We start from the raw sequence: 24,652 nt of genomic DNA, 5'->3' as shown, positions 1-24,652 counted from the left end.
TTCAGCCGAGGACGAGCGGGAGTTTCGCGGCCCCCTCACCCAGTTCGGCCTTCTCGGCCTCGGTCGGGGCACGCCGTCCCGTGCCGATCAGCAGCGCGTCCTTGTCGGAGAACGACGGGGGAAACGCCGCCCCGGCGATCTTCTCCAGCAGCTCGCGTGACCGGGCGAGCCCCTCGGCGGGCGGGTCCGTCGCGTCCGGGAGGTGCGCGATCAGGTCGAGGTGATGCAGCGTCCATTCGAGGACGTACGCGGAAAGGTAGTCGCCCACGGTGAGCACCTCGTCGCGGGTGCCGACCCGGACCGCCGGGTCGGCGAGCCCGGCGGCGCGACCGGCGGCGGAACCGACGTCGTCGAGGTGGAACTTGAGCAACCACGGCTCTTCGTACGCGGTGGCCAGGCGGACGGTCAGCGCGTCGAGCGGGTCGTCGCCGGTCGGGGCCTCGACGACGTCCCAGTAGGTCACCGCGTCCCGGGTCGGCTCCGCTGCGGTGGGGGTGACGAGGGTGATCAGGACGTCCTGAGCGTCGATGATCAGGTGGCACACCAGATCCCGCACGAGCCAGCTGGCGCACCCGGACGACCGCGCGAAGTCCTCGTCGCGGAGTTCGGCGACCGCCGTGCGCAACGCTGCCCAGGAGCGCGAGAAGAGATCCACAGCCGCAAGCTAGCAGCGCCCGCCCCCGGCTGCGACTGATTTCGCCCGCCCGCGAATGCGGAACCGGCCCCGCTACTGTGGGAGGCCGGGAACTCCGGCGGACATCAGCAGATGGCCCCGGCGGTACCGTTCCCCCTCGAGCGGTTCACGCAGCATCCGGCCGACTTCGACGAAGCCGGCTCCGCCTGCCAGCTCCGCGAGGTCGTCGATCGGCCACCGGTAGGCCGTCGTCACCTTGTGGTCGAACGGCGTGACCGGCTGGCCCTCCGACTCGAAGAAGGCGAGCAGGAGCTGGCCGCCGGGTGCGAGTACCCGCCGGAACTCGGCGAAGTACGAGGGTATGTCCTGCGGCGGGGTGTGAATGACCGAATACCAGGACACGATGCCGCTCAACTTGCCGTCGGCCAGGTCCAGGGCGTCCATGGAACCGACCTCGAACCGCAGATCCGGGTACGCCTTGCGAGCGAGATCGATCATCACCGGAGACAGGTCGACACCGAAGACATCCAGCCCCAGGTCCCGCAGATGCGCGGTCACTTGGCCAGGGCCGCACCCCAGCTCGGCAACGGTTCCGGCACCGGTGGTGGTCCGCACGAGTTCGGCGTACGCGGCGAGTACCGCGCGGTCCAGTGGAAGAGCGTCGAGCGCATCGCGGGCGAGTTCGGCGTAGCGGATGGCCAGGGCATCGTAGGCATGCGCTGTCTCTTCGAGATGCGAGGAAAGTTCAGTCACAAGCGAGGACACTAACCTGTCTCTCGGGAGCCGAGCCGACCGGTCGGCCCGTAGCCTGCTGGGCATGGGACTGGACATCACGGCCCTCATAGTGGACTGGGCCCACCTGGAGAGCATCCCCGCCGACGCGCGCGAGGACGTACTGACGGATGCGGCGTATCCGGACGACGATGACGGCGCCCACTCCTGGCACCACCGGCTGCTGACCCCCTCGCCCCCCTGCTGAACCGGCAGCACTGACCGGCAAGTTCAGGCAAGCGCCGTCAGGAGTCGCTCGGCGAAATCCTTCGGGCGCTCGACGGCCCCGAGATGACCGCCGGGGAACTCCACCAGCGGGCTGCCCAGGAGCTCCGTGAGCCGGGCGGCCGGTCCGTGGAAGGGCTCCTGGCCGCGTGATTCCCGCCCGGCTGCCGCGACCAGTTTGTGGGCGACGGGACGCAGTGCCGCCAGATCCGGGGTGGACGAGGAGAAGGGGCACAGCATGTGCTCCAGGAAGACCGGGAAGTTGGCGTGCATCCTGGGAGCCATCTCCTGGATCTCGGGCGGCAGTTCGGTCGCCCGCTCCGCCTCCTGCTCCGTTGTCTGCTCCCCGATCCCTTCCGCGAACCGGGCCATCGCGGCACGGATCCCTTCCGCACGGAATGTCTCGCGGACCTCGGCGAAGAGCGTCCGGTACGGGTCGGGGTCCTTGAGGAGTCCCACCAGCGGCGGCTCGTGCGCGACCACCCGGCGTACTCGTCCCGGGTGGCGGGCCAGCAGGTCGAGCGCCACGATGGCGCCGGAGCTGCAACCCAGCACGCCGGCCTCCTCATCGGGTGCGAGGAAGTCGAGCAGGCGCCGTGCGTCGTCGCTCCACACCGGAACCCGCTGATCGGTGAGCGGGCCGTCGAGGGGGCTGCGGGACAGACCGCGCGGGTCGTAGGACACCACGGTGTACTCGCCGGCCAGCTCGGCCGCCATGGGCGCGTACATCCCTGCGTCGCCCGCGCCGCCGGGGATGAGCAGCAGGAGCGGCCCACTGCCGCGCTTCTCGTAGTACAGGGTCGCGCCGGGCACGGCGAGCGTGCCGGTCGTGGGATCGGGCTTGTTCATCGCTTACTCCCCGTTCGATTCTGAAGGCCAGTGCTCCAGGAGCACATGCAGGGACTCGAGTGCGCGCGACCAGGACTCCCGCACCGGGCGGGAGTGCCCGAAGCCGCCGCTGAGCTCCAGATGGATGTAGCCGTGGAAGGTGCTGCGCAGCAGCCGGCCGGCGTCGGTCAGGTCCGGCTCGGTCAGGCCGTAGCCGCGCAGCATGCCGTAGGTCAACTCGACGCTGCGCCGGAACCCGATGGAGTCCGCGACCTCTTCCGGCGCGAGCTGCATCTGCGTCGCCGCGTACCGGCCGGGGTGCGCGAGCGCGTAGGAGCGGTAGGCGTCGGCGAAGGCGATGAGCGCGTCCTTGCCGGCCCGGCCCGCCACTGCCGCGGCGATGCGCTCGGTCATCTCCGCGGATCCCAGCAGGGCGATCCGCACGCGCAGCTCCCGCAGGTTCTTGACGTGCGAGTACAGGCTGGCGTCCTTGACGCCGAAGTGCCGCGCGAGCGCGGAGACGGTGACCTTCTCCAGACCGACCTCGTCCGCCATCACCGCGGCCGCTTCCGTCAGCTTGGCCACGGTCAGGCCTGCTCGCACCATGGGCACCCCTTCTTTCCTAGACTCTCTAGGAAAGAAGCTAACATACCTAGGAGCCTGGATCGGTTTCCTACGAGCCGATGTCCACCACCCTCGCCCACGCGGGCGGCGCGTCCGGCTCGTACTCGGGATCGTCCTCGGTCCAGGACGATCGCGCCCGCCGCCGGGGGAACAGTCCCACCACCGTCCGGCACGGCGGGCGCGTGCCCGGCCAGGGCGTCTGCCCGTCCGTCAGGACCACGACGACATCCGGCCGGGGCCTCGCCCCGAGCGCCCTCGCGAAGCCCGTGCGCAGATCCGTGCCCCCGCCGCCCACCAGCGGTATCCCCTCGGCGCGGCACAGCGGGTGCGCGATCCGTGCCGCCGCGTCGCACGGCACCACGGTGACCAGGTCGCGACGGCCGCCGACGGCACGGGAGATCGCGGTCACCTCGAGGAGCGCGCTGCCCAGTTCGGCGTCGCTGACCGAGCCGGACGTGTCGATGACCACCGAGACCCGGGGCGGCCTGCGCCGCAGGCTCGGCAGCACGGCGCCGGGCACTCCCGCCGAGCGTCGCGACGGGCGGCCGTAGGTGTAGTCCTCGCCCGCGCCGGAGCCGGAGACCGCCGAGCGGACCGCCGCTCCCAGCAACTCCCGCCACGGCTGTGGCGGGTGGAACGCCTCCTCCGCCCACCGACGCCACCCCTCCGGGGCGTTTCCCGGGCGGCCGGTGATGCCTTGCGCCACCCGGAACCGGACCGCGTCCCGTTCCTGCTCACTGAGACCGTGCGCGCCGTCCGGCCCCAGCTCCCACTCCCGTTCCACTCCGTCGGCGCCGCTGCCGCAGTCCAGCCAGGCCGCGTCCCCCAATCGCGGCCCGAGGCGGAACTGGCGCAGGTAGTCCTCCATGAGCTGCCCCGCGGGCAGCCCCAAGGTCGCGGGGACGACGGCGCCTTCGGGCCGGACCAGCCCGTCGCCGAACACGTCGTCGTTGATCTCGAAGTCCGCCGCGATGTTCATCCGAAGCCGCTCTCCCGGGCCGGTCAGCCCGCGCTCCCGCGCGACCCGGTCACTGCGCCCGTGGTGGTCGCGCAGCAGGTGCGACACCTCGTGCACCCACACGCCGGCGAGCTCCTCCACCGGCGTCCGGTCGACGAACGCCGGCGAGACGTAGCACCGCCAGTACCGGTCCACGGCCATCGTCGGTACCCGCCGCGACTCGACGGTGTGCAGGGCGAACAGGGCCGTCGCCAGGTAGGGCCGGACCCGGGCGGCGTGCAGCCGGGCGGCGAAGAGCTTGTCGAGGTCCAGAGCCGGTCCCGTCGTGCTCGCCGTGCCCCGCGTCATCGCCCCGCCTTCGCGGATGCCGCGGCCGTCCGTGCCGCCGCTCGGTCCGCCCGCCGGGACAGGGCCACCGCTCCCGCGAGTTGCTCGATCGTGGCCGGAACGTCCCAGTCCTCGCGGCGCAGCGTGGCGAGCGTGGTCGCGGGGACGACCACCAGGTCCGGTGCCCCGGTTTCCACCGCCCGGACCAGCAGCTCCCACGCCGCGTCCCAACGGGCCTTCTCCGGTCGGCTGCGGACCGCCTCCACCACACCGTCGAGCACGGCTTGGCGCAGGTCCCCCCGCTCGGGCAGGACGGCGCCCGCCGGGTCGGCGAGCAGCACTTCGGGGTCCGGCAGGTCCATCCGGTCCAGGCTCGCCAGCAGTTCCAGCCCCGGGCCGTCCCCCACAGTGCCCCTGACCAGCAGGGAGAGTACTTCCCGGGAGGAGCCGGCCGCGGTCGCGAAGGCGGTCAGGGTCAGGGCCGTCTCCCAGCTCCGGGGTGACGGCCAGGCGCCGCCCCGGCGCGTCTCACTGCTGGGCAGCTGGTGTACGAGCCTGGGCCGGGCGGCGAGGAGCCCGCACACCGCGCGGCGAGCGAGGTCCACGGCCTCCGGCAGCTTCTCCGGGTCGAGCCGTGGCAGTGTCGCCCGGGGCCAGGTCCCGCCGAGGCCGCGTACGACGACCTCGTGGTCGTGGGTCCACTGGAGGTGGACGAACCGGTTGGCCAGCGGCGGGCTGAGCTCCCAGCCGTCGGCGGCCGAGGACCGCGGGTTGGCGGCGGCCACGATCCGGACTCCGGGCGGCAGTCGCAGGGCGCCGATCCGACGTTCGAGGACGAGCCGGAGCAGGGCGGCCTGGACGGCCGGCGGGGCGGTGGACAGTTCGTCGAGGAACAGCAGCCCCCGTCCGGCTCGTACCAGGCGCACGGCCCAGTCCGGCGGGGCCATCGGAACCCCCTGCTCCGCGGGGTCGTCCCCCACGACGGGCAGGCCCGAGAAGTCGGATGGTTCGTGCACGCTGGCGATCACTGTGGTCAGTGGGAGGTCCAGGGACTCGGAGAGCTGCGTCAGGGCCGCGGTCTTGCCGATCCCCGGCTCGCCCCACAGGAGGACGGGCAGGTCGGCGGCGACGGCCAGGGTCAGGGCCTCGAGTTGGTTGTCGGGGCGCGGCTCGGTGGTCGTGTCGCGGAGCAGGGCCAGCAGCTCGCCGGCGACGGCGAGTTGCGAGGCATGGGCCGGACCGGAGGGAGTGCCGGCGGGGGCGTCGGTGAGGGTATAAGGGGTGCAAGTGGGCATAGGTGATTACCTGTCGGTTCGTGGTGAGGGGAGTGAGGGCAGAAGAGGACAGGGCAGTGGCCCCGAGTCGGTGACGAGTCAGCGAGAGGGCTGTGAGCGGCGGTCGAGGTGACGGCGGTGACGGCGACGGCCTTCAGCGCGGACGTCCCCCGGTGCGGGTGCGGGTGTGGCTGCGGATGCGGGCCCGGGGCCGATCAGACCGGCCCTGTACAGCCCGTACGTGATCCGCCTCTGCGCGGCCGTCTCCAGTTCGTCCCGCAGCGCGCCGGCGCGCAGCAGCGCGTCGGGGCCCAGCAGGCCCTCGACGACGGCCAGTGCGCCGGCCGTGTCTCCGTGGTCCAGGCGTTCGCGGACGCCGGTGAGGCAGTCCGGACGGCGGTGCGCCTCGTCGATCGCCCGTAGACAGGGCAGTGGGGTGCCGGTCAGCGCGACCAGCAGTTCCTCCCGCCGGATCTCGGCCGGATCGTGGTCCAGCGGGACCAGTACGCCGTCGACCAGGCCGATCCGGTGCCGGGCTCCCCGGCACTCCACGAGCCGCGGCTGTCCGGGCCCGTCAGGAGTGCGGGGCGGACCGGTCGGCGCATGGTCCGGTACGAGTGCCGAGGCGACCAGCGGATGCAGCCGGCCGGCCTCGATCGCACCGGTGCGGATCAACTCCAGATCGGGCAGCACCCAGGTCGCCGCGTCGGGCAGGACGGGCAGCGTGGACACGTCACCGGCTGATTCCGCCGCTGCGATCCGCGGTACGGGCGGCGCGGCGGCGCTCCCGTCCGGGGCCAGGTCCAGGACGAGCCGGTGCCGGGCCCCGAGCCGTACGGTCACGGCACCGGCGGACCGTCCCTCGGCGCGGAGCACGATCCCGGCCTCGGCCGCCCACCGGTCGACGGCGCACCGATACCCCTGCGGCACGGGAACCGGCACGGGCGCCGGCACGGGACCGCCACCGTCGCCCGACGGCCGGTCGGCCCCGGACCGTACCCGCAGCTCGTCCGTCCTGCGCGCGTCCCACAGATGACGGTGCAGGTCGAGGCGGAACCGCCGGTGGGGGTGGGGATGGGGATGACGGCGGGCACTGGGCTCGGCGTGCGTCCCGTCCCACAGCGCGAGGCTGATGCGCTGGCCGGCGTCCGCCCAAGCGGGCGGCGTCCGGACCACGAGGCGCACCGGACGCGTGCCGTCACGCCCTTCGGCGTCGTACCGGGCCAGAGCGATGGTCAGCCCCGGCCGCAGCAGCCCGTCGGGGGCGATCCTGGGCATGTGCCAGCGCAGCAGGTCGGGCGCCAAGTGCCGGAGATCGGCCCGGATGCGGGCCGCGAGTTCCCGGCCGTGGCCACGGGCCACGGAACGGAGGTCGAGATCGACATCGATGCCTGCGGCGGCGCACGCCCCCGCCCAGTCCCCGGCACGGCGGCGGGCGGTCGCAGTCTCGATCATGGAGGGCGGCACGGCGAACTCGCGCACGCGCAGCCAGAAGGAAAGGCGGGAATCCCCTGTCGCGGTCTGAGTGAGCATCAGCACTCACCTTGCGCGGACGGGGCCCCCAATCTGTTACCAGAAGGAGTCATCATCGCGGTGATCTTAGCGCGCCTCACCGCGATCCCACCAAGTGTTTTCGCGAGAGCGGCTCGGAGCCGCCCAGGCTCCGCTCATCCGGTAGGTGGATTCCCTGTGCTGGACTGCCCGAGGAGGCGCTGGAGCCAGCGGGTGCGGGCGTTGCGGGCGTCCTGTGTGATGGTTGCGCGGGGTGCCAGGCCGTCGAAGCCGTGGTAGGCGCCGGGCCATACGTGCAGTTCGGCCTGGCCGCCTGCCTGCCAGATGGCGTTGGCGTAGGCCACGTCCTCGTCCCGGAACATCTCGGCCGAGCCGACCTCGATGTAGGCCGGGGGCAGTCCGGAGAGATCCGTGGCGCGGGCGGGGGCCGCGTAGGGCGGGAGGTCCGTGGCGCCGTAGCGGTCGCCCAGCAGTGCCTTCCATACGGTCGTGTGGGAGGTGAGGTCCCACACGCCGTGGCCTGACATCTGGTGGCTGGAGAAGGTGCTGTTGCGGTCGTCGAGCATCGGGCACAGCAGCAGTTGTCCCAGTGGTGCGGGGCCGCCGCGGTCCCGGGTCAGCAGGGTGAGGGCCGCGGCGAGGCCGCCACCGGCGCTCTTGCCGCCGATGACGATGCGGTCCGCGTCGATGTCCAGTTCGGCCGCGTGTCCGGCCGCCCAGACGAGTCCGGCATAGCAGTCCTCCAGCGGTCCCGGGTACCGCGTCCGCGGCGCCAGCCGGTACTCGACCGAGATGACAGCCAGTCCCAGCGGGAGGGCCCACTCGCTGAGGATCCGGGGAAGCACGGACCACGCGTTGCCCATGATCATCGCGCCGCCGTGCATGTAGTACAGCAGAGGCAGCGGCCCGGCGAGCCCGGACGGCCGCGCGCTCACGAGCGTGACGTCCGGCCCGTCCGGTGGTCCCGGTACACGGAACTCCGTGACCTCGAAACGGCCGTCGGCGCGCAGGTCCTCGGCCGTCGGCCTGGGCCGCGTCGCGGCATCCCGCTCCTGCCGGGCCTGGAGGTTGTCCGGGGTGACCGGCTCCCTCGACTCCTTGCTCAAGCCCGCCAGGACGACGCCCAGTTCGGGGTCGAAGGGAGGCACCGCCCTCGCTACCGCCCTCGGCACCGCCGTCGGTACCGCCGTCGGTGCCGGGACACGGCCGGGCTCCGGCGGCACACGGCGGACACTCATGACCCGGCCCCCGGCCGGACGCCGGGATTCCACCCGGCAGCCTTGCCGAAACCGCCTTGCCGTACGCATGTACATCCGGGGAACGCTCGCCTGAAACCCATACGGCGTAGCCAACCACACGGCCCCGCCGGGCAACACCGCCGTCTCCCGCCCGAGACGGTGAAGTCTCCGTTGTCAGTGGGCGGGGCTGAGGTCCCCTCGCCTGCGGCGCCTTGTCGGCGCGCGCCCCGGCGAAGGCGCAGCTGATGACAGTACCTATGGCACTCTGACCTCCGTGGATGAGAAGCTGTGGCTGCGCAACCAGACGTGGGCCGATGTGAAACCGACGGGCCGCCCGTTCGACGCTGACGCCGCGTACGACATCGTCGCCGCGATTCCGATCCCGATCGTGGAGCAGGAAGCCGCGTACTCGCGGGGCTACCCGTATGAGGAGGCGGTGACCCGCGCCCTCGTCGACCGGTTCGGCATCTGGGTCGTCGGCTGGCACCACTCGACGCACTTCGGAGGCCCCGTCGAAGCCTGGTGCTGCTCCTCCGACTCGGTGACGACCGTCGACGAAACCCCCGACCGGGTCGTCGACTCGCTGGAGGAATGGCGGGAGTGGCTCGACGAACTCGATGAGAAATTCGCCCGTCTTTCTCCCGCCCCCGGCGCCTCGGCCGAGGACCGGGAGTGGGCGTGGGAACGGGCGGTGGCCCGGTTGGTGACACTGGTGCTGGACCGCACCTCCTGCGAGGCCGCCTGGTACGGGCACTGCGAGCTGGTGCTGCGCTGGTACCTGGAGAGCAACGACGTCGAGGCCGGGCGGGCGGCGGAGTGGGTGGGGGAAGCCATCGGAGGCCGCTTCAAGAGCTGGGTCGAGCCGCGGCTTCCGGTGATCGACGACGTGGCCGAGCGGATAGCCGCCCATGCGGATCGCTGACTCCCCCAGGGCGGCCGACGCCCTGCTGACCTGGCAGCACGTCCGCGAACAGGTCGACTGGACCCGCGCCTGCCCCCACATCGCCGGCCCTGTCCAGGGGGACCGCGACGGCGACGGGATCGCGGAGTACGCTGCCGCGTCCCGAGCCACCCGGGGCGAGGACCGTGCCCGACGCCTCACGGCTGCGTGGCAGCAGGCGTACGCGGACGCCCGCGCCGGCCGCGCCCTCGACTTCGAGCGGCTCGCCGCCTGGCAGAGCACCGTACTCGGCATCCCTCTCGCCGCGTTCCGCGCGGGAACGGCGTACGCCAAGCGCGGAAGCGAACGGTACGGCCTGCACGCCGACACCCCGCAACGCTTCGCGTCCTGCCTCGCCCAGAGCCGCGAACCGGCCGTTCCCCTTCCCGCCCGTGCCGCTCGCCTCTACCTCGACGTCTGCTTCTTCCACCCCTTCGACGACGGCAACGCCCGCGCCGCACTGCTCGCCCTGGGACACCTGCTCGCCACGCAGGACATCGTGCTCAGCTGGATCAGGCCACTCGCGGTGGCCCGCTACGCCGACGACCCGGAGGGCGCCGCCGAACTGGCCAGCGTAGTGCACCTGCTGATCACCCGCCAGGGCGGCCGGGCCCACGGGACCTGTCCTGAGCTCAGGTTCGCTCGGTAGCCGGAACAGCCGGCGGGTTGCGGCAGGGGAGCAGCGCCTGCCGAAATTCGTTTCACGCCGTGGCGGGAGGCACCCTACTGTGGCGCGGTGACGACTCAGATGATCATCCTCAACGGTGGTTCCAGCGCAGGGAAGTCCGGAATCGTACGATGCCTGCAGGCTGTGCTGCCGGATCCGTGGCTGGCGTTCGGTGTCGATTCGTTCGTCGATGCGCTTCCCGCGAAGATGCAGGCGTCGGATGCGGGGATCGAGATCGCGGCAGACGGTCGAGTGAGCGTCGGGGCCGACTTCCGGGCGCTGGAGGAGGCCTGGATCGAGGGCGTGGTGGCGATGGCCCGTGCCGGCGCCAGGGTCGTCATCGATGAGGTCTTCCTCGGCGGAGCGGCGTCCCAGCAGCGGTGGCAGAAGGCGCTCGGTGATGTGGACGTGCTGTGGGTCGGCGTCAGGTGCGAGAGTTCGGTCGCGGCCGGCCGTGAGGTCGCACGGGGAGATCGGGTCCATGGAATGGCTTCGTTGCAGGCGGACGTGGTTCACGAGGGCGTGATCTACGACCTGGAAGTGGACACGACGCACACCGAGTCCCTGGCGTGCGCGCGGACCATCGCCGCCCACGTCAGCTGATCGTCGGATCACCTCGCGGCCGGGCTACCCGGAGCAAGAGGCTCTTCACAGCGGCGGTTCCGGGCCCGCTCGTTTTCCGCCCGCTTCTGCGGGCGAGTTTTACCGGGAGGGACGCAGCGGAAGGGGAGACCATGACGGTGATCGTCGGGCTCGTGCACGACGGGCGGGTGTACCTGGGCGGGGACTCGGCGGGTGTCTCCGGCAGCAGGCTGACCGTTCGCCGGGACCCGAAGATATTCCGCAACGGCCCCTACGCCATGGGCTTCACCACCAGCTTCCGCATGGGGCAGCTGCTGCACCACGCGTTCAGGGCGCCCAAGCCCGAGGGCGACCTGGACCGGTTCATGACCACCGTCTTCGTCGACAAGCTCCGCACCTGCCTGAAGGACGGCGGCTGGGCACGCAAGGACTCCGAGCAGGAGCAGGCCGGCACGTTCCTCGTCGGCGTGTACGACCGGCTGTTCGCCGTCCACGACGACTACCAGATAGCCGAGCCCGCCGACGGGTACGCGGCCGTGGGGTGCGGGGACGAATTCGCACTGGGCGCGCTGCACGCCACCGCCGACCTGGGGCTCAAGCCACGTAAACGTCTGACACTGGCTCTCACAGCTGCGGGCTACCACAGCGCCGGGGTCTGCGCGCCGTTCAGGTACGTCACCGCACCGAGGCGCCCCTGCTGATCTCTGCCGATCTGCCGATCTGCTGATCGCAGGTTGCGACGGCTACGGGCGTCGCCCGTACCCGGTCGCTCCGCGGGGTTTGAACACCGACAGCGCCACAGCCGTCAGCAGTGCGAGCAGGGCGGCGCTCGCGTCCACGACCATCTGGGCGCGCAGGGTCGTCAGTTGTGCGGTGGTCGGCTCGGTACGGGCGGCCGCGTCGGCCAGACGCCCGATGGGTCGCATGTGCACGAGGAGGAGCCCAGTGGCCGGTGTGGTGATCAACAGCTTGGCGATCACCCAGTAATGGCGCACCAGCCCCCACGTCGTCCCCAGCGACTGCACCACACCCGTCACCAGCGAGGCGATACCGAGCGGCACGATGACGCACCAGCCCACGAGCTTCATCGTCACGTACGCCCCCTGTACCGCCTCCGGCTCCCGGCTGGTCAACCCGGCGACAGCGAGGGCGAGGAACACCGCGGCGGCGCCGAGCCAGCCCACCGAGACGGTGATGTGCGCGGTCAGGGCCAGTTTGCGCTGCCGGGGGGTGAACGGGTTCACGGCGCGTGCCCGACCATGCGGCCGATGGCCAGGTGCAGGACGATGTACGCCGCGACCAGGAGGATCGCGGCGATCGTGGACACCTTGACCCAGCGTGGCGCTCTCGCGCCGTTGCCATGAGTGCCGCCGGGAGGAGGGGACGAACCGGTCATGGCGACCTCCGGAGTTCGCATGCGGCGCGTGCGCTACGCCCAACGATTTCAAGACATATGTCTCTATCCAGGGCAGAGTGTAGCGATAAACGACAGTCGGACTCCGGGCAAGGCGTCGCGCTCGCAGCGCACCGGCCGTGACGCCGCGCTCAGTCGGCCAGGGCGCTGAACACGGCGAAGCTCAGGAAGGCAACCCCGACGAGCGCCAGGAACACCACCGGTCCCACCATGTGCCGATGCGTGTGGACCCGTGCCGACCTCGGGTCGCGCGGCAGATACACCACGGGTACGTCGCGTCCGGTCTCCAGCTTCATCCCGGCCCCACGCAACCGAGGCGTGAACGTCACACGGCGACCCTGCTGGTCGCGGAACGCTATGACCGGCACCCACACCGACCCGTCGTCGTCGGATCGCACGTTGTCGACCACGACACCCTGTGTCCGGATCCCATCCCGCAGGAGCCGCCGCATCACGACCGCCTCCCGGACCGCGAGCCACAGGGGAAGCACGCCGGCCGCCCCGCACACCACAAGAGCCGTGGACACGTGGAACACGACGCCACCTCTTCTGTCTCGGCCTGCGCTTCGAGCGGGCGGCACGCCTGTGCGCACCAGCTCGGCGGTGCTTGGCTGGTGCGCTGTCGGTCGGCGGCGTCACCAGCGGCTGATGCCCATGGTCTTCGCCGCGTCATGGATCGGGATGCTCTGGGCCTGGTTGTACGCGGCAGGACTGATCTGGATCGGGTTTCCCGCGCGGGGACGCAGCACGCGGCGGCCCTCCTGGCCGGAGTTCACCACCATCGCCGCCATCTCGGTCATCACCCCGTCCGATCGGAGCCAACCCGCCGCGCAGATCCCCGCCGTGGTCGCCATGGCACGCGCCATCACCCGCGCCATGGCGACCGGTCACTGATCATGGACACCAGGGTCGAGACGAGTTCCTCTGCCGTGATGTGCCACTTGTCCGCGGTCAAGTGCCCGTTGACGTCAACGCCCCGGTCGACCACCATCGGCCGGGACACGGCCCTGCTCACCCGCCTGTCACGGGTGCTGCCCGACCGGATACTCGACCGCGTCAGCGCGGCCGTCCTCCGCCCGCACCAGCAGCTGCGATCAGCCCTGCGTGCCGTTCTGGTCGACGGGGTACAGGCCGAGCTTGCCTTCGGGGTCGGCCGGGTTCGTGCCCTTGACGTCACCGACGTAGAGGTTGATGCGGGCCTTGTAGCGGTCGAGGGCGGCGCGGTCGCTCATGAACGTGCCGAGGCCGAGCGGGTTCATGTTCTCGTAGTCGAAGATGCCCTTGCGGCCGGCCGGGGCGGCGACGTCGGTGCGGGAGCTCCAGCCGTAGGCGTTCTGCTGGTACTGCTTCGACAGGATCCAGCTCATGTACAGCTTGGCGGCGGCCTTGTGCGGAGCCTGCTTGAGGATGGCGCCGGTCTGCGGCCACGCGACCCAGGGCGACTTCGTCGGGATGCTCGTCTTCGACAGACCGCTGGAGCTGCCCGAGCTGCCGAAGTTCGCCACGTAGCCGTCCTTGCCGACCAGGCCGGAGGCGTCGGCGGTGCCGCGGACGAACTTGGGGTTCTGGGCGAGCAGCTTCCGCAGGTAGTCGAAGCCGTACGTGTCGGTGAGCTGCTTGAAGTAGTACAGGACGGCGTCGTCGTCGTTGGGGTACGTGAAGACGAGCTTGTTCTTGAACTCGGGCTTCAGGAAGTCCTCGGCCTCGACGGGTGCGTTGTCGCCGAGCGTGGTGGCCGTGACGTCGGCGAAGCCGATGAAGTACAGGCCCGTGTAGTAGCCGTCCTTGTCCTTGACCTTGTCGTAGACCTTGTTCCAGCCGACCGGCTTGTACTTCTCGAGAGCCCCTTCCTTCTTCCAGCGCGGGAAGTCGTCGAGGGTCTGGAGGTGGACGACGTCGGCGACGACCTTGTGCTCGGCTATCTGGTTGTCGAGGCGCGCGTCGTGGTTCTTGCTGAAGTCGACGACGGTGTCGACCTTCATCTTGGGGAACTGCTTGACGAAGGCGTTCTTGAGGTAGTCGGCCTGGCCGGGCTTGTCGCCGCCGGCGTAGACGACCAGACGTCCGCCCTCGGCAACGGCGTCCTTGTACAGCTTCTGCAGCTGCTCGTCCTCGCTCGCGCCCTGCGGCGCGGGGCGGGCGGAGGGGGTGGCGGCGGCGACGGTGGCTCCGCTCGCGGCGAGCACGCCGAGGGCGACGGCTGTGGCCCAGGCCTTCCGGGTGGACTTCACGACGACTCCTTCATGAGGGGATGCGAGGGGACATTCAGTGAATCTTGAAGATTCAAGAATATCGCCGTCGTCACCCTAGGCCGGTGTCGTTTAATTTTCAAGAAACAGCTCCCGGGTGGCGCTCCGGCGTGCCGTACGCGCCTCCCGTGCGCCCCGCGAGCGATTCTTGTCCGGTGAGTGATCAGGCCTCGTCGCACGGTGGAGGGTCCGTCCAGGCCACCGAGGGTCGGCTCAACTGGCTGCGCGCCGCCGTCCTCGGCGCCAATGACGGGGTGGTGTCCACCGCCGGTCTCGTCGTCGGTATCGCTGGTGCCACCGAGCACCGCGGCACCCTGCTGACCGCCGGACTGGCGGGACTGCTGGCCGGCTCGCTGTCGATGGCCGCGGGCGAGTACGTATCGGTCTGCGCCCAGCGCGACGCGCAGCGGGCCGCGCTCGAGCTGGAGAAGAAGGAGTTGCGCGATCACCCTCGAGCGGGGCGGGACGCGCTGACCGCCGTGCTGCAGCAGCGCGGCCTGAGTCGCGCCGTGGCATACGCGGCCGCCCGCGAACTCAGCAGCAAGGACCCCTTGCGGGCCCATGCGAGAGTGGAGCTCGGCATCGACCCGGACGAGCTCACCAACCCCTGGGCCGCGGCCGTGGCCAGCTTCCTCTCCTTCACGGCCGGTGCCCTGCTGCCCTTGCTGCTCATCGTGCTGCCGCCGGCCGGCTGGCGTCTGCCGGTCACCGTCGTGTCGGTCCTCGTCGCCCTCGTCCTCACCGGTTGGGTCGGCGCCCGGCTCGGCGGTGCCACGACCGGCCCAGCGGTGCTGCGCAATGTGATCGGCGGGGCACTGGCCATGGCGGTGACTTTTGCCGTGGGCAGGATGCTGGGCTCGGCTGTCTGATACCGGGCCCTCGGTCGGCGGGGCAGCGGACGGCGGACGGCGGATGGTGGACGCGGATCCTCGAGCTGCGTGTCGCCCTCCCGTGGGGAGCCGGGAGGGGGGCGGCGTGGCCCCGCCCATGCTGCGGCGCGTGGGCGGGGCCGGTGGGGTGTTCCTGCCTGGGGGAGGCTGGGGATCACCTGTGGCCAAAGGATGGCACTGGATTCAGCCATGCGGTAGAGGAGAGGCTGAAATTGTTCTGTGGGGCGAAGGATGCCGCCCGCGCCTGCACCTCGCCCTGAGGGCGACCGGCCTGACCGGTCGTCGTGCCGGCCGTCAACCGAGCCGCCGGACGGGCGCGCCGGCGAGGAACGCCTGGATGTCCTCGACCGCCTGCGTGTAGTACGTCCGGTAGTTGTCGGCGGTCACATAGCCCAGGTGCGGCGTCGCCAGGAGGCGCGGGGCGGTGCGCAGCGGGTGGTCGGCGGGGAGCGGCTCGGCGTCGAAGACGTCCACGGCCGCGCCGGCGATGGTCCCCGCGCGCAGGGCGGCGAGGAGGGCGTCCTGGTCGACGATGGCCGCCCGCGACGTGTTGACGAGGAAGGCGGTGGACCGCATCAGGCCGAGCTCCGCGGCGCCGATCAGTCCCCGGCTGCGGTCGCCCAGCGCGAGGTGGACGGAGACGAAGTCGCTGGTGGCCAGGAGCTCCTCCTTCGAGGCGGCCAGGGTCACGCCGACCTCGTCCGTGCGTTCCTGTGTCAGGTTCGGGCTCCACGCCACGACGTCCATGCCGAAGGCCTGCCCGACCTGGGCGACCCGGCTGCCGATCTTCCCCAGCCCGAGCAGGCCGAGCCGCCGCCCATGCAGGTCGGCGCCGACCGTCGACTGCCAGGGCCCGCCCTCGCGCAGGGCCATGGACTCGTGAACGATGCCGCGCGCGAGCCCCAGCAGCAGCGCCCACGTCAGCTCGACGGGCGGCGTGGCGGAGCTGGCAGTTCCGCACACGGTGACGCCATGCCGGCGGGCGGCGTCGAAATCAATGACGGAGTTACGCATTCCGGAGGCCACCAGCAGCTTCAGCCGCGGCAGCCGCGCGAACAGTCCGGCCGGGAAGGCCACGCGCTCGCGCAGGGTGACCACGATGTCGAAGTCCGCGAGCGCGGCCGCGAGGTCCTCCTCCGCGGCGATGTGCTCGGACATCGACACCACCTCGACGTCACCGGCTATGGGCGACCAGTCGGCCGCCGTGGTCGCGACCCGCTGGAAGTCGTCCAGCACCGCGCACCGCATTCTCATGTCACTTCCCCCTCATCGGTCTCAGTACCAACATCATGATCACGCGCCCGGCCGACCGAGGCCACCCCTTCAGGTGCGTGAGAGCGCGGCCCGGCCGACGATGGAGAGCGGACGACGGAGAGCCGACGACGGAGAGCCGACGACGGAGAGTCGACAACGGAGCGAGGCGTACGGACGATGACGGCGAAGCGGGCTCAGGCGGGGCACGCCGGCGTGCGGGTGCGCAGGGTCTACGACCCGGCCGGCACGTCCGACGGCCGCCGCGTGCTCGTCGACCGAATCTGGCCGCGCGGACTGACCAAGGAGGAGGCCGCCCTCGACGAATGGTGCAAGGACGTCGCGCCCTCCACGGAGCTGCGGAAGTGGTACGGCCACGACCCCGCGAGATTCGCCGAGTTCAGCAGGCGTTACCGCGGCGAACTGCACGACGATCCGGTGCACGCCGAGGCCCTGCGGCATCTGCGTTCCCTGACCGGCCAGCGCCCGCTGACCCTCCTGACCGCCACCAAGGACGTCGGCATCAGCGCCGCCACCGTCCTCAAGGGGGAACTCGAGGGGGACTGACCGCCTCCGTGTACCGGTCTGTGCCGGCACGACCCGTACGCCGGCCGCCGCTGCTTCAGCGGGAGAGGTCGGCGCGACCGACCAGAACCGGCCGCTGCACGCCCCGATGGCCTCATACCGCTCGCCTGCCCCGGAACACCACGTCACCAGGGTCGCGTCCGCCCGATGCGACTTCCGCGGGCCCGCCGGTGCCCTTCCGTGCGCACGCGGCTCACGGCCCCGATACCGGGCCGGACGTCCCCTCACCGGCGCATGGCAACCACGCCCGCGTCCTCCCGGGATACGAGGAACGACGCCGGAGCGTCGAAGCGAGGGCGGCCACGGATCGCCCGCACCCGGCGGCGGCCGGTGACGAAGTCCTGAACGAGACCTGGGCGCCGCGCCTACCACACCCCACACTGAAGCGGAACCACCCCGTCGGTCCGCTGTCCGCATGAGCGGAAGCGAAGGCCGGAACGCGTTGTACCGCCGTTGGTCCGTCTCGCCCTCATGGCGGATATCGGTGGCATGCACCGACCCTGGCCAGGGTGCCCGCCCACCGGCGCATCCGGAGGGGGTGCTTCACCCCGCCGGAGGAACGAGCCGGTCCGCAGGGGCGTGGAGCACGGACGTGCCCCCGTCGCCGCCCGCCGCGTCCGTTGACCCGGACCCGTCCCGGAGCGCCGCCCGCGACGCACGAGGCATCTGGCAAGACCTGCTTCACGCCACGCCCCACGAGGCCGCACACGACGCCCCGCGGCCTCGTCTCGACCGGAAACTGCACTATCCGTCGTTCACCGGCCCCATGAGACTCACCGCCGTGAGCGGGGCGCAAGCCCGGCCGCACCGATCGATCCCGGATCCGGCCCGCGACGACGGGTCGAGTGAGGAGCATGTCGATGTACGCGAAGCTCACGGAACTGGGCAGCCGCCTGCTCGGGAAGTTCGTGCCCGAGGTGGACGCGGCAGCCGCCGAAATCCTCGCTTGCGGCAACTACCCTGCCTGCTGGCAGTGCAGCGAGAAGTGCGGTTACAACGCCCCCTGTTGGGCCTGCTGCAACTCGCGTGGCTGCCCGACGATCGTCTGCCAGTGCTGACGACGCCGGTCACCCGGAGAAGACCCGCACCACCGCCTCGCAGCTAGCCGGTTGAGTTGAACGGCACCACGACGTGACAACCGGCGACAACCGCCCCCGACCGGAACGGGAACGACACGGCGACAGCCGGAGGAGGAGAACCGGTGGCATACCTGGCGCTCGGCATCCGCTGTCTGATCGGCGCGGTGTTCCTCGCCTCGTCCGTCGGCAAGACGGCCGGGCGGGGGACGTTCGACCGGTTCGTGTCCTCGGTGGAAGGCATGCGCATCGTGCCCTCGCGCTCGGCCCGGTCGGTGGCTCGGTGGGTGGTGACCGCGGAGGCGGCCGTGTGCGCGGCGCTCGTCACGCCGCTGCCGGCGGTCGCGATCGCCGGGTTCGCGCTCGCGGCGGCGCTGCTCGCCGCGTTCACCGCCGGCATCGCGCTGACCATGCGGCGGGGTGTGCGGACAGCCTGCCGGTGTTTCGGAACCTCGGCGAGCACTCTCGGGCCGAGACACGTCGTACGCAACCTCGCGCTGGCGGCCATGGCGGTCACCGGCGCGTTCGCCGTGGCCGCGGGCGGCACCACCGCCCCGGGCGGGGCCGTGCTGGCGGCGCTCACCGGCCTGCTCCTGGGCGGCCTCGTCGCCGTGCTCGACGACATCCTCGACCTGTTCCGCACCTCCCGTATCCCTGCGAATCCATGACCCCGGAGGAGACGACCCCATGCCCGTCCTGATCGCGGCAGTGGTGCTGGTGGGACTGCTCTGCACGCTGGACCTGGTCCTCACGCTGGGGGTGATCAAGAGGCTGCGGGAGCACACGGCGATGCTGACCAAGGTTGCCGACGGCGGCGCGGCCCCCGGCAGACCTCCCGTCATCAAAGTGGGGGAGCGGGTCGGCGACTTCAGCACCGTCTCCGCCGACGGCGAGGTGCTGACCCGCGCATCGCTCTTCGGCGACACGCTCGTGGCGTTCTTCTCGCCCAACTGCGGACCGTGTCACGAGATGCTGCCGAAGTTCGTGGAGTACGCCCGGAACGTGCCCGGTGGTCGTGAGCGGGTGCTGGCTGTGGTGGTGGGCACAGCCGACCGTGCGAAGGGGCAGGTCGCCGAACTCGCCCCGGTCGCCCGCGTGGTGGTACAGGAGGGCAGCGACACCGCCGTGACCGACGCGTTCCAGGTCTTCGGCTTCCCGACCCTGCTCCAGGTCACGGCGGACGCCGCCGGGCAGCCCGTGATCGCGCGCAACCATGTCGACCTGGACGCGCCCGTCGTAGCGGCATGAGCGGGCAGGACGGCGAATGCCGGGAGCGCGACGAGCCGGAGCGTGCTCAGGGCCACCCGATGCCTGGCCCGGGGCCGAGTCCTCACCCAGGCCCGGCTCCGGGCCCGGGGCCCAGTCCTGGCCCGGCGTCCGGCAACCCCCTAGCCGACGCGGCCGATCTCGCCCCCGGGCGGACGATCGGCCCCGCCGCCGTGGCCCGGCGGATCACCGCGGCTGCCGCGCTGGTGGTGAGCGCGTCCCCCGGTGCTGTGGGGCTCTACCTCGTCCTCACCCTGGTCGCCGGCGGGCTCCCCGTGATCACCGCCTGGCTGACCAAGCTGCTCCTGGACGGGCTGGGGTCCGGCGCCCCGCTCGCCGACCTCGTCGCCGTGGGCGCCGGGCTCGCCGCAGCGGGCGTCGTCCTCGCCGTGACGCCGCAGTGGAGCCAGTACCTGCGGCGCGAACTCGACCGGAGGGTGGGGCTCCTGGCCGACGACCGGCTCTTCCGCGCGGTCGAGGGCTTCGCCGGACTGAGCCGCTTCGAGAACCCGCGTTTCCTGGACCGGCTGCGGCTGGCCCAGGGCTCCGGCGGCGGCACCCCCAACCAGGCCGTGGACGGAGCCGTCGGCATCGCCCGCGGCACCGTCACCATCGGCGGATTCCTCGGCTCCCTGTCCGTGCTCAGCCCGTGGATGACCGCCCTGGTCCTGGGGGCGGCCGTGCCCACGTTGGTTTCCGAGGTCTCCATGGCACGCCGGAAGGCGCGCGTTCTCTGGGAGATCGGTCCGGTCGAGCGGCGGCAGATGTTCTACGGCGAACTGCTGTCCAGTGTGGAGGCCGCGAAGGAGATCCGGCTCTTCGGCATCGGCGCGTTCCTGCGCGAGCGGATGCTCGCCGACCGGCGCACCGCCGACGCCGCCAAACGGACGGTGGACCGGCGCGAGGCCCTCGTCATGGCGGGGCTCGGACTGATGGCCGCGCTCGTCTCCGGCGGCGGGCTGTTGTGGGCGGTGTCCGCCGCGCACTCCGGCACCCTGTCGGCCGGCGACGTGGTGATGTTCGTGGCGGCCGTTGCCGGAACGCAGGGCGCGCTCACCACCCTAGCCAGTGAGGTGGCCCGCTCCCACCAGGCACTCCTGATGTTCGACCACTATCTGACCGTCACCAAGGCGGGCCCCGACCTCCCCGTGCCCGCCGAGCCCCTGCCCCTCCCGCCCCTCTCCCGGGGCATCGAGCTGCGGGATGTATGGTTCCGCTACTCGGAGGAGCACCCATGGGTGCTGCGCGGGATGAACCTCCGTCTGGAACACGGGCGGGTGCTGGCCCTCGTCGGGCTCAACGGCGCCGGCAAGTCCACCCTCGTCAAACTCCTGTGCCGCTTCTACGACCCGGAGCGCGGCGCGGTCCTGTGGGACGGCGTGGACATCCGCACCGTCGACCCGGCCGACCTGCGGCGGCGCATCGGCGCGGTGTTCCAGGACTACATGCACTACGACATGACGGCCGCGGAGAACATCGCCCTCGGCGACCTCACGGCGCTCGCCGACCGCCCGCGCGTCGAGGCGGCCGCACGGCGCGCGGGAATCCACGCCCGGCTGGCCGACCTGCCCTACGGGTACGACACCCTGCTCTCACGGAGGTTCTTCATGGAGTCGGACAAGGACGACCCGGAGACGGGAGTGGTCCTCTCCGGCGGCCAGCGGCAACGACTCGCGCTCGCCCGCGCGTTCCTGAGGGACCGGCGCGACCTGATGATCCTCGACGAGCCGTCGGCCGGTCTCGACGCCGAGGCGGAGCACGAGATCCACACGGCACTGCGCCGCCATCGCGGCGAGCGAACGAGCCTGCTCATCTCCCACCGTCTCGGTGCCGTACGGGACGCCGACGTCATCGCCGTCCTCGAGGACGGCCACGTCGTGGAACAGGGCCCGCACGCGGAACTCGTCGCCTCCGACGGCCGCTACGCCCGCCTGTTCGCCCTCCAGGCGGCCGGCTACCGCTCGGCCGAGGGAGCCGTGGGGCCCGGGGCCGGCGTGGCGGTCACGGGGGAACCCCTGTGAGGGCCGCCGCCCTGGCGACGGCGGCCGGCGCGGCGCTCGCCGCCGCCGGCACGCTGGCGCTCACGCGCGGACTGGTCGTGGTGACGGTCCGCGGGGCGAGCATGTCCCCGGCGTTCGAGGACGGCGACCGGGTCCTGGTCCGGCGGGGTTTCCGGCCGGCCGTGGGCCGGGTGGTCGTGGCCGAGCACCCGGCACCCGGCGGAACCTGGCCGGGCCCGCCCGTCCCGCCCGGGGCGGGCGCCACGGCCGTCCACGGTCGCGCGTGGCTGATCAAACGCGTGGCCGCCGTCCCCGGCGACCCCGTACCCCGTCACCACGTCCGCTCCCTGACCACCACGCCGGAAGGCCGTGTACCGTCCGGCCGGCTGGTGCTCCTCGGCGACAACAGCAGCATCAGCTACGACTCGCGAGAGGTGGGCTACTTTCCCCTGGAACGCGTCCTGGGCACGGTCATGCGCAGACTGACCAGACCGGTCCGGGGTGCCGTATCTCGCGGTGATCTCGGCCCGCCGCCGTGTGGAGCCCTCACCTGAGCCTGGAACGGGCACTGCCCGGTCGTGCCCGGCCCGCGCTGCGGCGGCGTGCCCGTTCCGGCAATGCCGACAGCTCCCGGTCCATCCACGGCCGCGCCCGGTCCCATGCCGTCTTGGTCATCACGGCCCGGAGTTGCCGGGGCAGGTCGGCACACGCGCGGCGGCAGGGCCCGGCGCCGCAGTGCAGGGGTGACGCGGGGGCAGCGGGGTGCGGGTAGGCCATCGTCCTGGGCGGTAGGTAGGCGCAGCCGCAGATGACGCAGGTGAACACCGGCCTCAGCGGGCCGAAGGGGCCTGCGCCGCTTTCGGTTCCGTTCATGCTCAACCCTTCCCCGTACCGGCGCAGTGCGAGCAGGACGAGGTGAACGTGTGCTGCACATGCACCTGGTTGCCGTTCTCGTCCAGCTCCACGCTGTGCTGCTGGTCAGCCCGCGGACAGGGTCGAGGCTAGCGTCCCCCGGTCCTCCGGTCACCCTGAGCAGGCGTACGAGGCCCGTTGTCAGTGCCGTATGACAAGGTCTTCGCACAAGCACGGAACGAAACGAGGAGTTCGGGCATGACGGGGGACCGGGACCAGGCGCGCGTGGTGGAGCTGGCGCGGCGGCTGAGGAAGGCGGAGACCGGCGGCTGGAGCGGACGGGCGCTGCGGGCGGTGGTCGAGGGCCTCGGCTCGCAGTGGCGGGACGGTGCCGCCGCCGGACCGCGGCCGGCCACGGGTTCGGGGCCGGACGCGTCCTCGCGGTGGGCGCCCCGGCTGCGCCCGGCGGGCCGCTTCGAGAAGGACTATGTGCACGGTGGCGAGGAGTACGTGGGGCTGTATGTGCCCGTCGCGCTGCCGGAGGGCGGGGCCGCGGGGAAGGCCGCGGCGTTCCGGTCGGTCGCCGAGGCGCTGACGAAGGAGTTCGGACCCGCCCCGATCATGGGCGCGTACGGCGATCCCGGGCCGTTCTACGACTCGGCCCCGTCGTGGGGCAGTCCGTTCCTGCGCTGGCGTGAGCGCGAGAACACGCTCGAGCTGCACGCCGGCGAGCACGGCCCCGAGCTGCTGCTGCAGCCGACCGATCCGGTGGAGAACTGGTTCTGGCGGCAGGGACACGGCGAGCACTACGCCGTAGGAGGGTTCTTCGGATCCCGCCGCGACCCCGCGAACGCGGGCCTGGGTTTCCCGGGCCGCTGGCGCACCGACGACTGGGACGTCTTCTCCCACACCCTGGGCGACTTCCTCCACACCCTCCCGGCCGAGACCCACGCCCTGGGCATCACCTTGGACTTCGGCTTCCACGCGCTGGTGCCCGGCACATACGGCCCGATCCTGTTCAACCTCCTCTGCGGCGAACGACTGGAGATCGTCTACGACCCGGAGCGGCTCGGGGAGGGCATAACCGACCCGACGTCCTTCGGCTGGATCCCGCACACCACCCGCCCGGCCGCCCTGGACCACTGGCTCGAAACCCCCTACCACTCGGGGGACTTCGGCATCGGCGAGGTGGACGGTTCCCGGCTGGCCCGGATGATGATCGACACCCTGCGCGACCTGGGCGTCTCCTCCCCGAAGGACCTCAGCCTGACGGATCACGCACAGCAGGTCGGGGACTATCACGTCGACTACTACGGCCTGACGCTGCAGGAGAATCCGTAGCCACGAGAGGTGTCCCACACCCAACCCCCGTACGGGTGTGGGAAGCCCGGCGACATGTCGTGCGCACCACCTGGGAAGGGGTTCGTCGATCACGTCACTACTGTGCGGCGTCCCCCCGCGCTCGGTCCAGTGGATCTTTCTGTCCTATATTCATCATGAAATCCGAACGATTGGCGTACCGGCAGGGCGGGGGCGGCGTGGTGTTCGATCTGCACAAGCTGCGGTTGTTGCGCGAACTCAAGCACCGCGGCACGCTCGCGGCCGTCGCCGCCGCGCTGTCGTACAGCCCCTCGTCCGTCTCCCAGCAGCTCTCGCAGCTCGAGGCGCAGGCCGGCGTCCCGCTCCTGGAACCCGTGGGGCGCCGCGTGCGGCTGACGCCGCAGGCCGAGATCCTCGTCGGGCACACCGAAGCCGTCCTGGAACGGCTCGAGCGGGCGGAGGCGGACATCGCCGCCTCGCTGACCGGCCTCACCGGCATCCTGCGCATCGCCTGCTATCAGAGCGCCGCGTTCGCCCTGGCGCCGCACCTGCTGACCTTGCTGCGCGAGGCCCACCCGGGGCTGCGGGTCCATCTTGTCCAGGCCGAGCCCGAACAGGCACTCCCCGCCCTGCTCGCACACGACTTCGACCTCGTCGTGACCGAGGAGTACCCCGGCAACCCCGACCCCCGTCCGCCGGGCCTGGAACTCGAGGAACTCCACCAGGACCCACTGCGCCTGGCCACCCCGCCCGGCGAGGGCGGAGAGGTGCGCCTGGCCGATCTCCGTGACCGCCCCTGGGTCATGGAGCCCGAGGGCAGCGCCTCCCGGCGCTGGGCCCTGACGCTGTGCCGTACGGCCGGCTTCGAGCCCGACATACGGTTCGAGTCCGCCGACCTCCTCTTCCACGCCCGCCTGGTCGAGCATGGTCACGCCATGGCCTTCCTCCCCGACCTGGTCCGGAGCGGCCGCACCCCGGCTGTCGTGCTCCACCCGCTGCCTCAGGGCCTCGACGCACGCAAGATCATCACAGCGGTACGTGTCGGAAGCAGCCGCCACCCCGCCATCGAGGCCTGCCGCAAGGCCCTGCGCCGAGCGGTCGCGGATCTCGAGGCTCCGTCCCTGACCGGCGGCCTCTAGGCTGGCGGCGAGGCCCGGCGCCGACCGGGA

The 24,652-nt window shown here is 71.7% G+C and carries 29 protein-coding genes; 14 read left to right on the top strand and 15 right to left on the bottom strand.

Features of this window, described 5'->3' with window-relative positions; translation table 11 throughout:
• Position 1: 1 nt before the first annotated feature.
• A complete protein-coding gene (locus tag ACIG36_RS15640; protein ID WP_399927103.1) occupies positions 2-655 on the bottom strand; it encodes a maleylpyruvate isomerase N-terminal domain-containing protein in 654 nt (217 codons plus the stop codon).
• 72 nt (positions 656-727) lie between these two features.
• A complete protein-coding gene (locus ACIG36_RS15635; protein WP_399927101.1) occupies positions 728-1,387 on the bottom strand; it encodes a class I SAM-dependent methyltransferase in 660 nt (219 codons plus the stop codon).
• A 64-nt stretch (positions 1,388-1,451) separates the two neighbouring features.
• Between ACIG36_RS15635 and ACIG36_RS15630 the strand changes: the two genes are divergently transcribed.
• Entirely contained in the window at positions 1,452-1,613 is a 162-nt protein-coding gene (locus ACIG36_RS15630) for a hypothetical protein (protein ID WP_399927099.1), read from the top strand.
• A 23-nt stretch (positions 1,614-1,636) separates the two neighbouring features.
• On the opposite strand, the gene ACIG36_RS15625 is transcribed toward ACIG36_RS15630, so the two are convergent.
• From ACIG36_RS15625 to ACIG36_RS15600, 6 genes are all read right to left on the bottom strand, one after another.
• Positions 1,637-2,479 (bottom strand): alpha/beta fold hydrolase, encoded by an 843-nt coding sequence (locus ACIG36_RS15625; protein ID WP_399927097.1) that lies wholly within the window; start codon positions 2,477-2,479, stop codon positions 1,637-1,639.
• Positions 2,480-2,482: 3 nt separating this feature from the next.
• Positions 2,483-3,064, bottom strand: a complete 582-nt coding sequence (locus ACIG36_RS15620; protein ID WP_399927095.1) for a TetR/AcrR family transcriptional regulator — start codon at positions 3,062-3,064, stop codon at positions 2,483-2,485.
• Between the two features lie 67 nt (positions 3,065-3,131).
• On the bottom strand, positions 3,132-4,388 hold the full coding sequence (locus ACIG36_RS15615; RefSeq protein WP_399927093.1) for a VWA-like domain-containing protein: 1,257 nt from the start codon (positions 4,386-4,388) through the stop codon (positions 3,132-3,134).
• Positions 4,385-5,662, bottom strand: coding sequence for an AAA family ATPase (locus ACIG36_RS15610; protein ID WP_399927091.1), 1,278 nt, complete (start codon positions 5,660-5,662; stop codon positions 4,385-4,387). The genes ACIG36_RS15615 and ACIG36_RS15610 overlap by 4 nt, the downstream gene beginning before the upstream one ends.
• A 78-nt stretch (positions 5,663-5,740) precedes the next feature.
• Positions 5,741-7,174, bottom strand: a complete 1,434-nt coding sequence (locus tag ACIG36_RS15605; RefSeq protein WP_399927089.1) for a hypothetical protein — start codon at positions 7,172-7,174, stop codon at positions 5,741-5,743.
• 134 nt (positions 7,175-7,308) lie between these two features.
• On the bottom strand, positions 7,309-8,391 hold the full coding sequence (locus tag ACIG36_RS15600; RefSeq protein ID WP_399927087.1) for an alpha/beta hydrolase: 1,083 nt from the start codon (positions 8,389-8,391) through the stop codon (positions 7,309-7,311).
• Between the two features lie 274 nt (positions 8,392-8,665).
• Between ACIG36_RS15600 and ACIG36_RS15595 the strand changes: the two genes are divergently transcribed.
• The 4 genes from ACIG36_RS15595 (at position 8,666) to ACIG36_RS15580 (ending at position 11,281) form a co-directional block, all read left to right on the top strand.
• Positions 8,666-9,313: a hypothetical protein gene (locus ACIG36_RS15595; RefSeq protein WP_399927085.1), complete on the top strand. Its 648-nt coding sequence runs from the start codon at positions 8,666-8,668 to the stop codon at positions 9,311-9,313.
• Positions 9,300-9,980 carry a Fic family protein gene (locus ACIG36_RS15590; protein ID WP_399927083.1) on the top strand — a complete coding sequence of 227 codons (681 nt, stop codon included), beginning with the start codon at positions 9,300-9,302 and terminating at the stop codon, positions 9,978-9,980. The genes ACIG36_RS15595 and ACIG36_RS15590 overlap by 14 nt, the downstream gene beginning before the upstream one ends.
• Before the next feature lie 87 nt (positions 9,981-10,067).
• Positions 10,068-10,601 carry a chloramphenicol phosphotransferase CPT gene (cpt, locus tag ACIG36_RS15585; RefSeq protein ID WP_399927081.1) on the top strand — a complete coding sequence of 178 codons (534 nt, stop codon included), beginning with the start codon at positions 10,068-10,070 and terminating at the stop codon, positions 10,599-10,601.
• Between the two features lie 131 nt (positions 10,602-10,732).
• On the top strand, positions 10,733-11,281 hold the full coding sequence (locus ACIG36_RS15580; RefSeq protein ID WP_399927079.1) for a hypothetical protein: 549 nt from the start codon (positions 10,733-10,735) through the stop codon (positions 11,279-11,281).
• A gap of 42 nt (positions 11,282-11,323) precedes the next feature.
• Here ACIG36_RS15580 and ACIG36_RS15575 read toward each other — a convergent pair whose 3' ends face one another.
• From ACIG36_RS15575 to ACIG36_RS15555, 5 genes are all read right to left on the bottom strand, one after another.
• Complete coding sequence (locus ACIG36_RS15575; protein WP_399927077.1) at positions 11,324-11,824, bottom strand: hypothetical protein; 501 nt, start codon at positions 11,822-11,824, stop codon at positions 11,324-11,326.
• Positions 11,821-11,976, bottom strand: a complete 156-nt coding sequence (locus ACIG36_RS15570; RefSeq protein WP_399927075.1) for a hypothetical protein — start codon at positions 11,974-11,976, stop codon at positions 11,821-11,823. Before ACIG36_RS15570 ends, ACIG36_RS15575 begins: the two co-directional genes overlap by 4 nt.
• 149 nt (positions 11,977-12,125) lie before the next feature.
• Positions 12,126-12,521: a DUF3592 domain-containing protein gene (locus ACIG36_RS15565; RefSeq protein WP_399927624.1), complete on the bottom strand. Its 396-nt coding sequence runs from the start codon at positions 12,519-12,521 to the stop codon at positions 12,126-12,128.
• A 108-nt stretch (positions 12,522-12,629) separates the two neighbouring features.
• Positions 12,630-12,848 carry a hypothetical protein gene (locus ACIG36_RS15560; RefSeq protein WP_399927073.1) on the bottom strand — a complete coding sequence of 73 codons (219 nt, stop codon included), beginning with the start codon at positions 12,846-12,848 and terminating at the stop codon, positions 12,630-12,632.
• A 240-nt stretch (positions 12,849-13,088) separates the two neighbouring features.
• Positions 13,089-14,225, bottom strand: coding sequence for an ABC transporter substrate-binding protein (locus ACIG36_RS15555; protein ID WP_399927071.1), 1,137 nt, complete (start codon positions 14,223-14,225; stop codon positions 13,089-13,091).
• Between the two features lie 173 nt (positions 14,226-14,398).
• Between ACIG36_RS15555 and ACIG36_RS15550 the strand changes: the two genes are divergently transcribed.
• Complete coding sequence (locus ACIG36_RS15550; RefSeq protein WP_399927069.1) at positions 14,399-15,112, top strand: VIT family protein; 714 nt, start codon at positions 14,399-14,401, stop codon at positions 15,110-15,112.
• A gap of 315 nt (positions 15,113-15,427) precedes the next feature.
• On the opposite strand, the gene ACIG36_RS15545 is transcribed toward ACIG36_RS15550, so the two are convergent.
• A complete protein-coding gene (locus ACIG36_RS15545) occupies positions 15,428-16,387 on the bottom strand; it encodes a D-2-hydroxyacid dehydrogenase family protein (RefSeq protein ID WP_399927067.1) in 960 nt (319 codons plus the stop codon).
• A 177-nt stretch (positions 16,388-16,564) separates the two neighbouring features.
• Between ACIG36_RS15545 and ACIG36_RS15540 the strand changes: the two genes are divergently transcribed.
• The 6 genes from ACIG36_RS15540 to ACIG36_RS15515 all read left to right on the top strand — a co-directional run bounded on the left by ACIG36_RS15540 (position 16,565) and on the right by ACIG36_RS15515 (position 21,865).
• Positions 16,565-16,951, top strand: coding sequence for a DUF488 domain-containing protein (locus ACIG36_RS15540; protein WP_399927065.1), 387 nt, complete (start codon positions 16,565-16,567; stop codon positions 16,949-16,951).
• An 878-nt stretch (positions 16,952-17,829) separates the two neighbouring features.
• Positions 17,830-18,027 carry a hypothetical protein gene (locus ACIG36_RS15535; protein WP_362256771.1) on the top strand — a complete coding sequence of 66 codons (198 nt, stop codon included), beginning with the start codon at positions 17,830-17,832 and terminating at the stop codon, positions 18,025-18,027.
• 143 nt (positions 18,028-18,170) lie between these two features.
• On the top strand, positions 18,171-18,713 hold the full coding sequence (locus ACIG36_RS15530; RefSeq protein ID WP_399927062.1) for a MauE/DoxX family redox-associated membrane protein: 543 nt from the start codon (positions 18,171-18,173) through the stop codon (positions 18,711-18,713).
• Positions 18,714-18,732: 19 nt separating this feature from the next.
• Positions 18,733-19,293 carry a hypothetical protein gene (locus ACIG36_RS15525; RefSeq protein ID WP_399927060.1) on the top strand — a complete coding sequence of 187 codons (561 nt, stop codon included), beginning with the start codon at positions 18,733-18,735 and terminating at the stop codon, positions 19,291-19,293.
• A gap of 191 nt (positions 19,294-19,484) precedes the next feature.
• Complete coding sequence (locus ACIG36_RS15520; RefSeq protein WP_399927058.1) at positions 19,485-21,332, top strand: ABC transporter ATP-binding protein; 1,848 nt, start codon at positions 19,485-19,487, stop codon at positions 21,330-21,332.
• Complete coding sequence (locus tag ACIG36_RS15515; protein WP_399927056.1) at positions 21,329-21,865, top strand: S26 family signal peptidase; 537 nt, start codon at positions 21,329-21,331, stop codon at positions 21,863-21,865. The genes ACIG36_RS15520 and ACIG36_RS15515 overlap by 4 nt, the downstream gene beginning before the upstream one ends.
• Here the strand turns inward: ACIG36_RS15515 and ACIG36_RS15510 are convergent.
• On the bottom strand, positions 21,858-22,184 hold the full coding sequence (locus tag ACIG36_RS15510) for a hypothetical protein (RefSeq protein WP_399927054.1): 327 nt from the start codon (positions 22,182-22,184) through the stop codon (positions 21,858-21,860). The two genes, ACIG36_RS15515 and ACIG36_RS15510, sit on opposite strands and share 8 nt — an antisense overlap.
• 237 nt (positions 22,185-22,421) lie before the next feature.
• Between ACIG36_RS15510 and ACIG36_RS15505 the strand changes: the two genes are divergently transcribed.
• On the top strand, positions 22,422-23,504 hold the full coding sequence (locus tag ACIG36_RS15505; protein WP_399927052.1) for a hypothetical protein: 1,083 nt from the start codon (positions 22,422-22,424) through the stop codon (positions 23,502-23,504).
• A 200-nt stretch (positions 23,505-23,704) separates the two neighbouring features.
• Complete coding sequence (locus ACIG36_RS15500) at positions 23,705-24,622, top strand: LysR family transcriptional regulator (protein ID WP_399927621.1); 918 nt, start codon at positions 23,705-23,707, stop codon at positions 24,620-24,622.
• Positions 24,623-24,652: the final 30 nt, after the last annotated feature.

The organism is Streptomyces sp. NPDC053048, assembly GCF_044547045.1.
Lineage (GTDB): Bacteria > Actinomycetota > Actinomycetes > Streptomycetales > Streptomycetaceae > Streptomyces.
The sequence above is the reverse complement of the archived record's forward strand: the minus strand, read 5'-3'. Positions and strand labels throughout refer to the sequence as shown.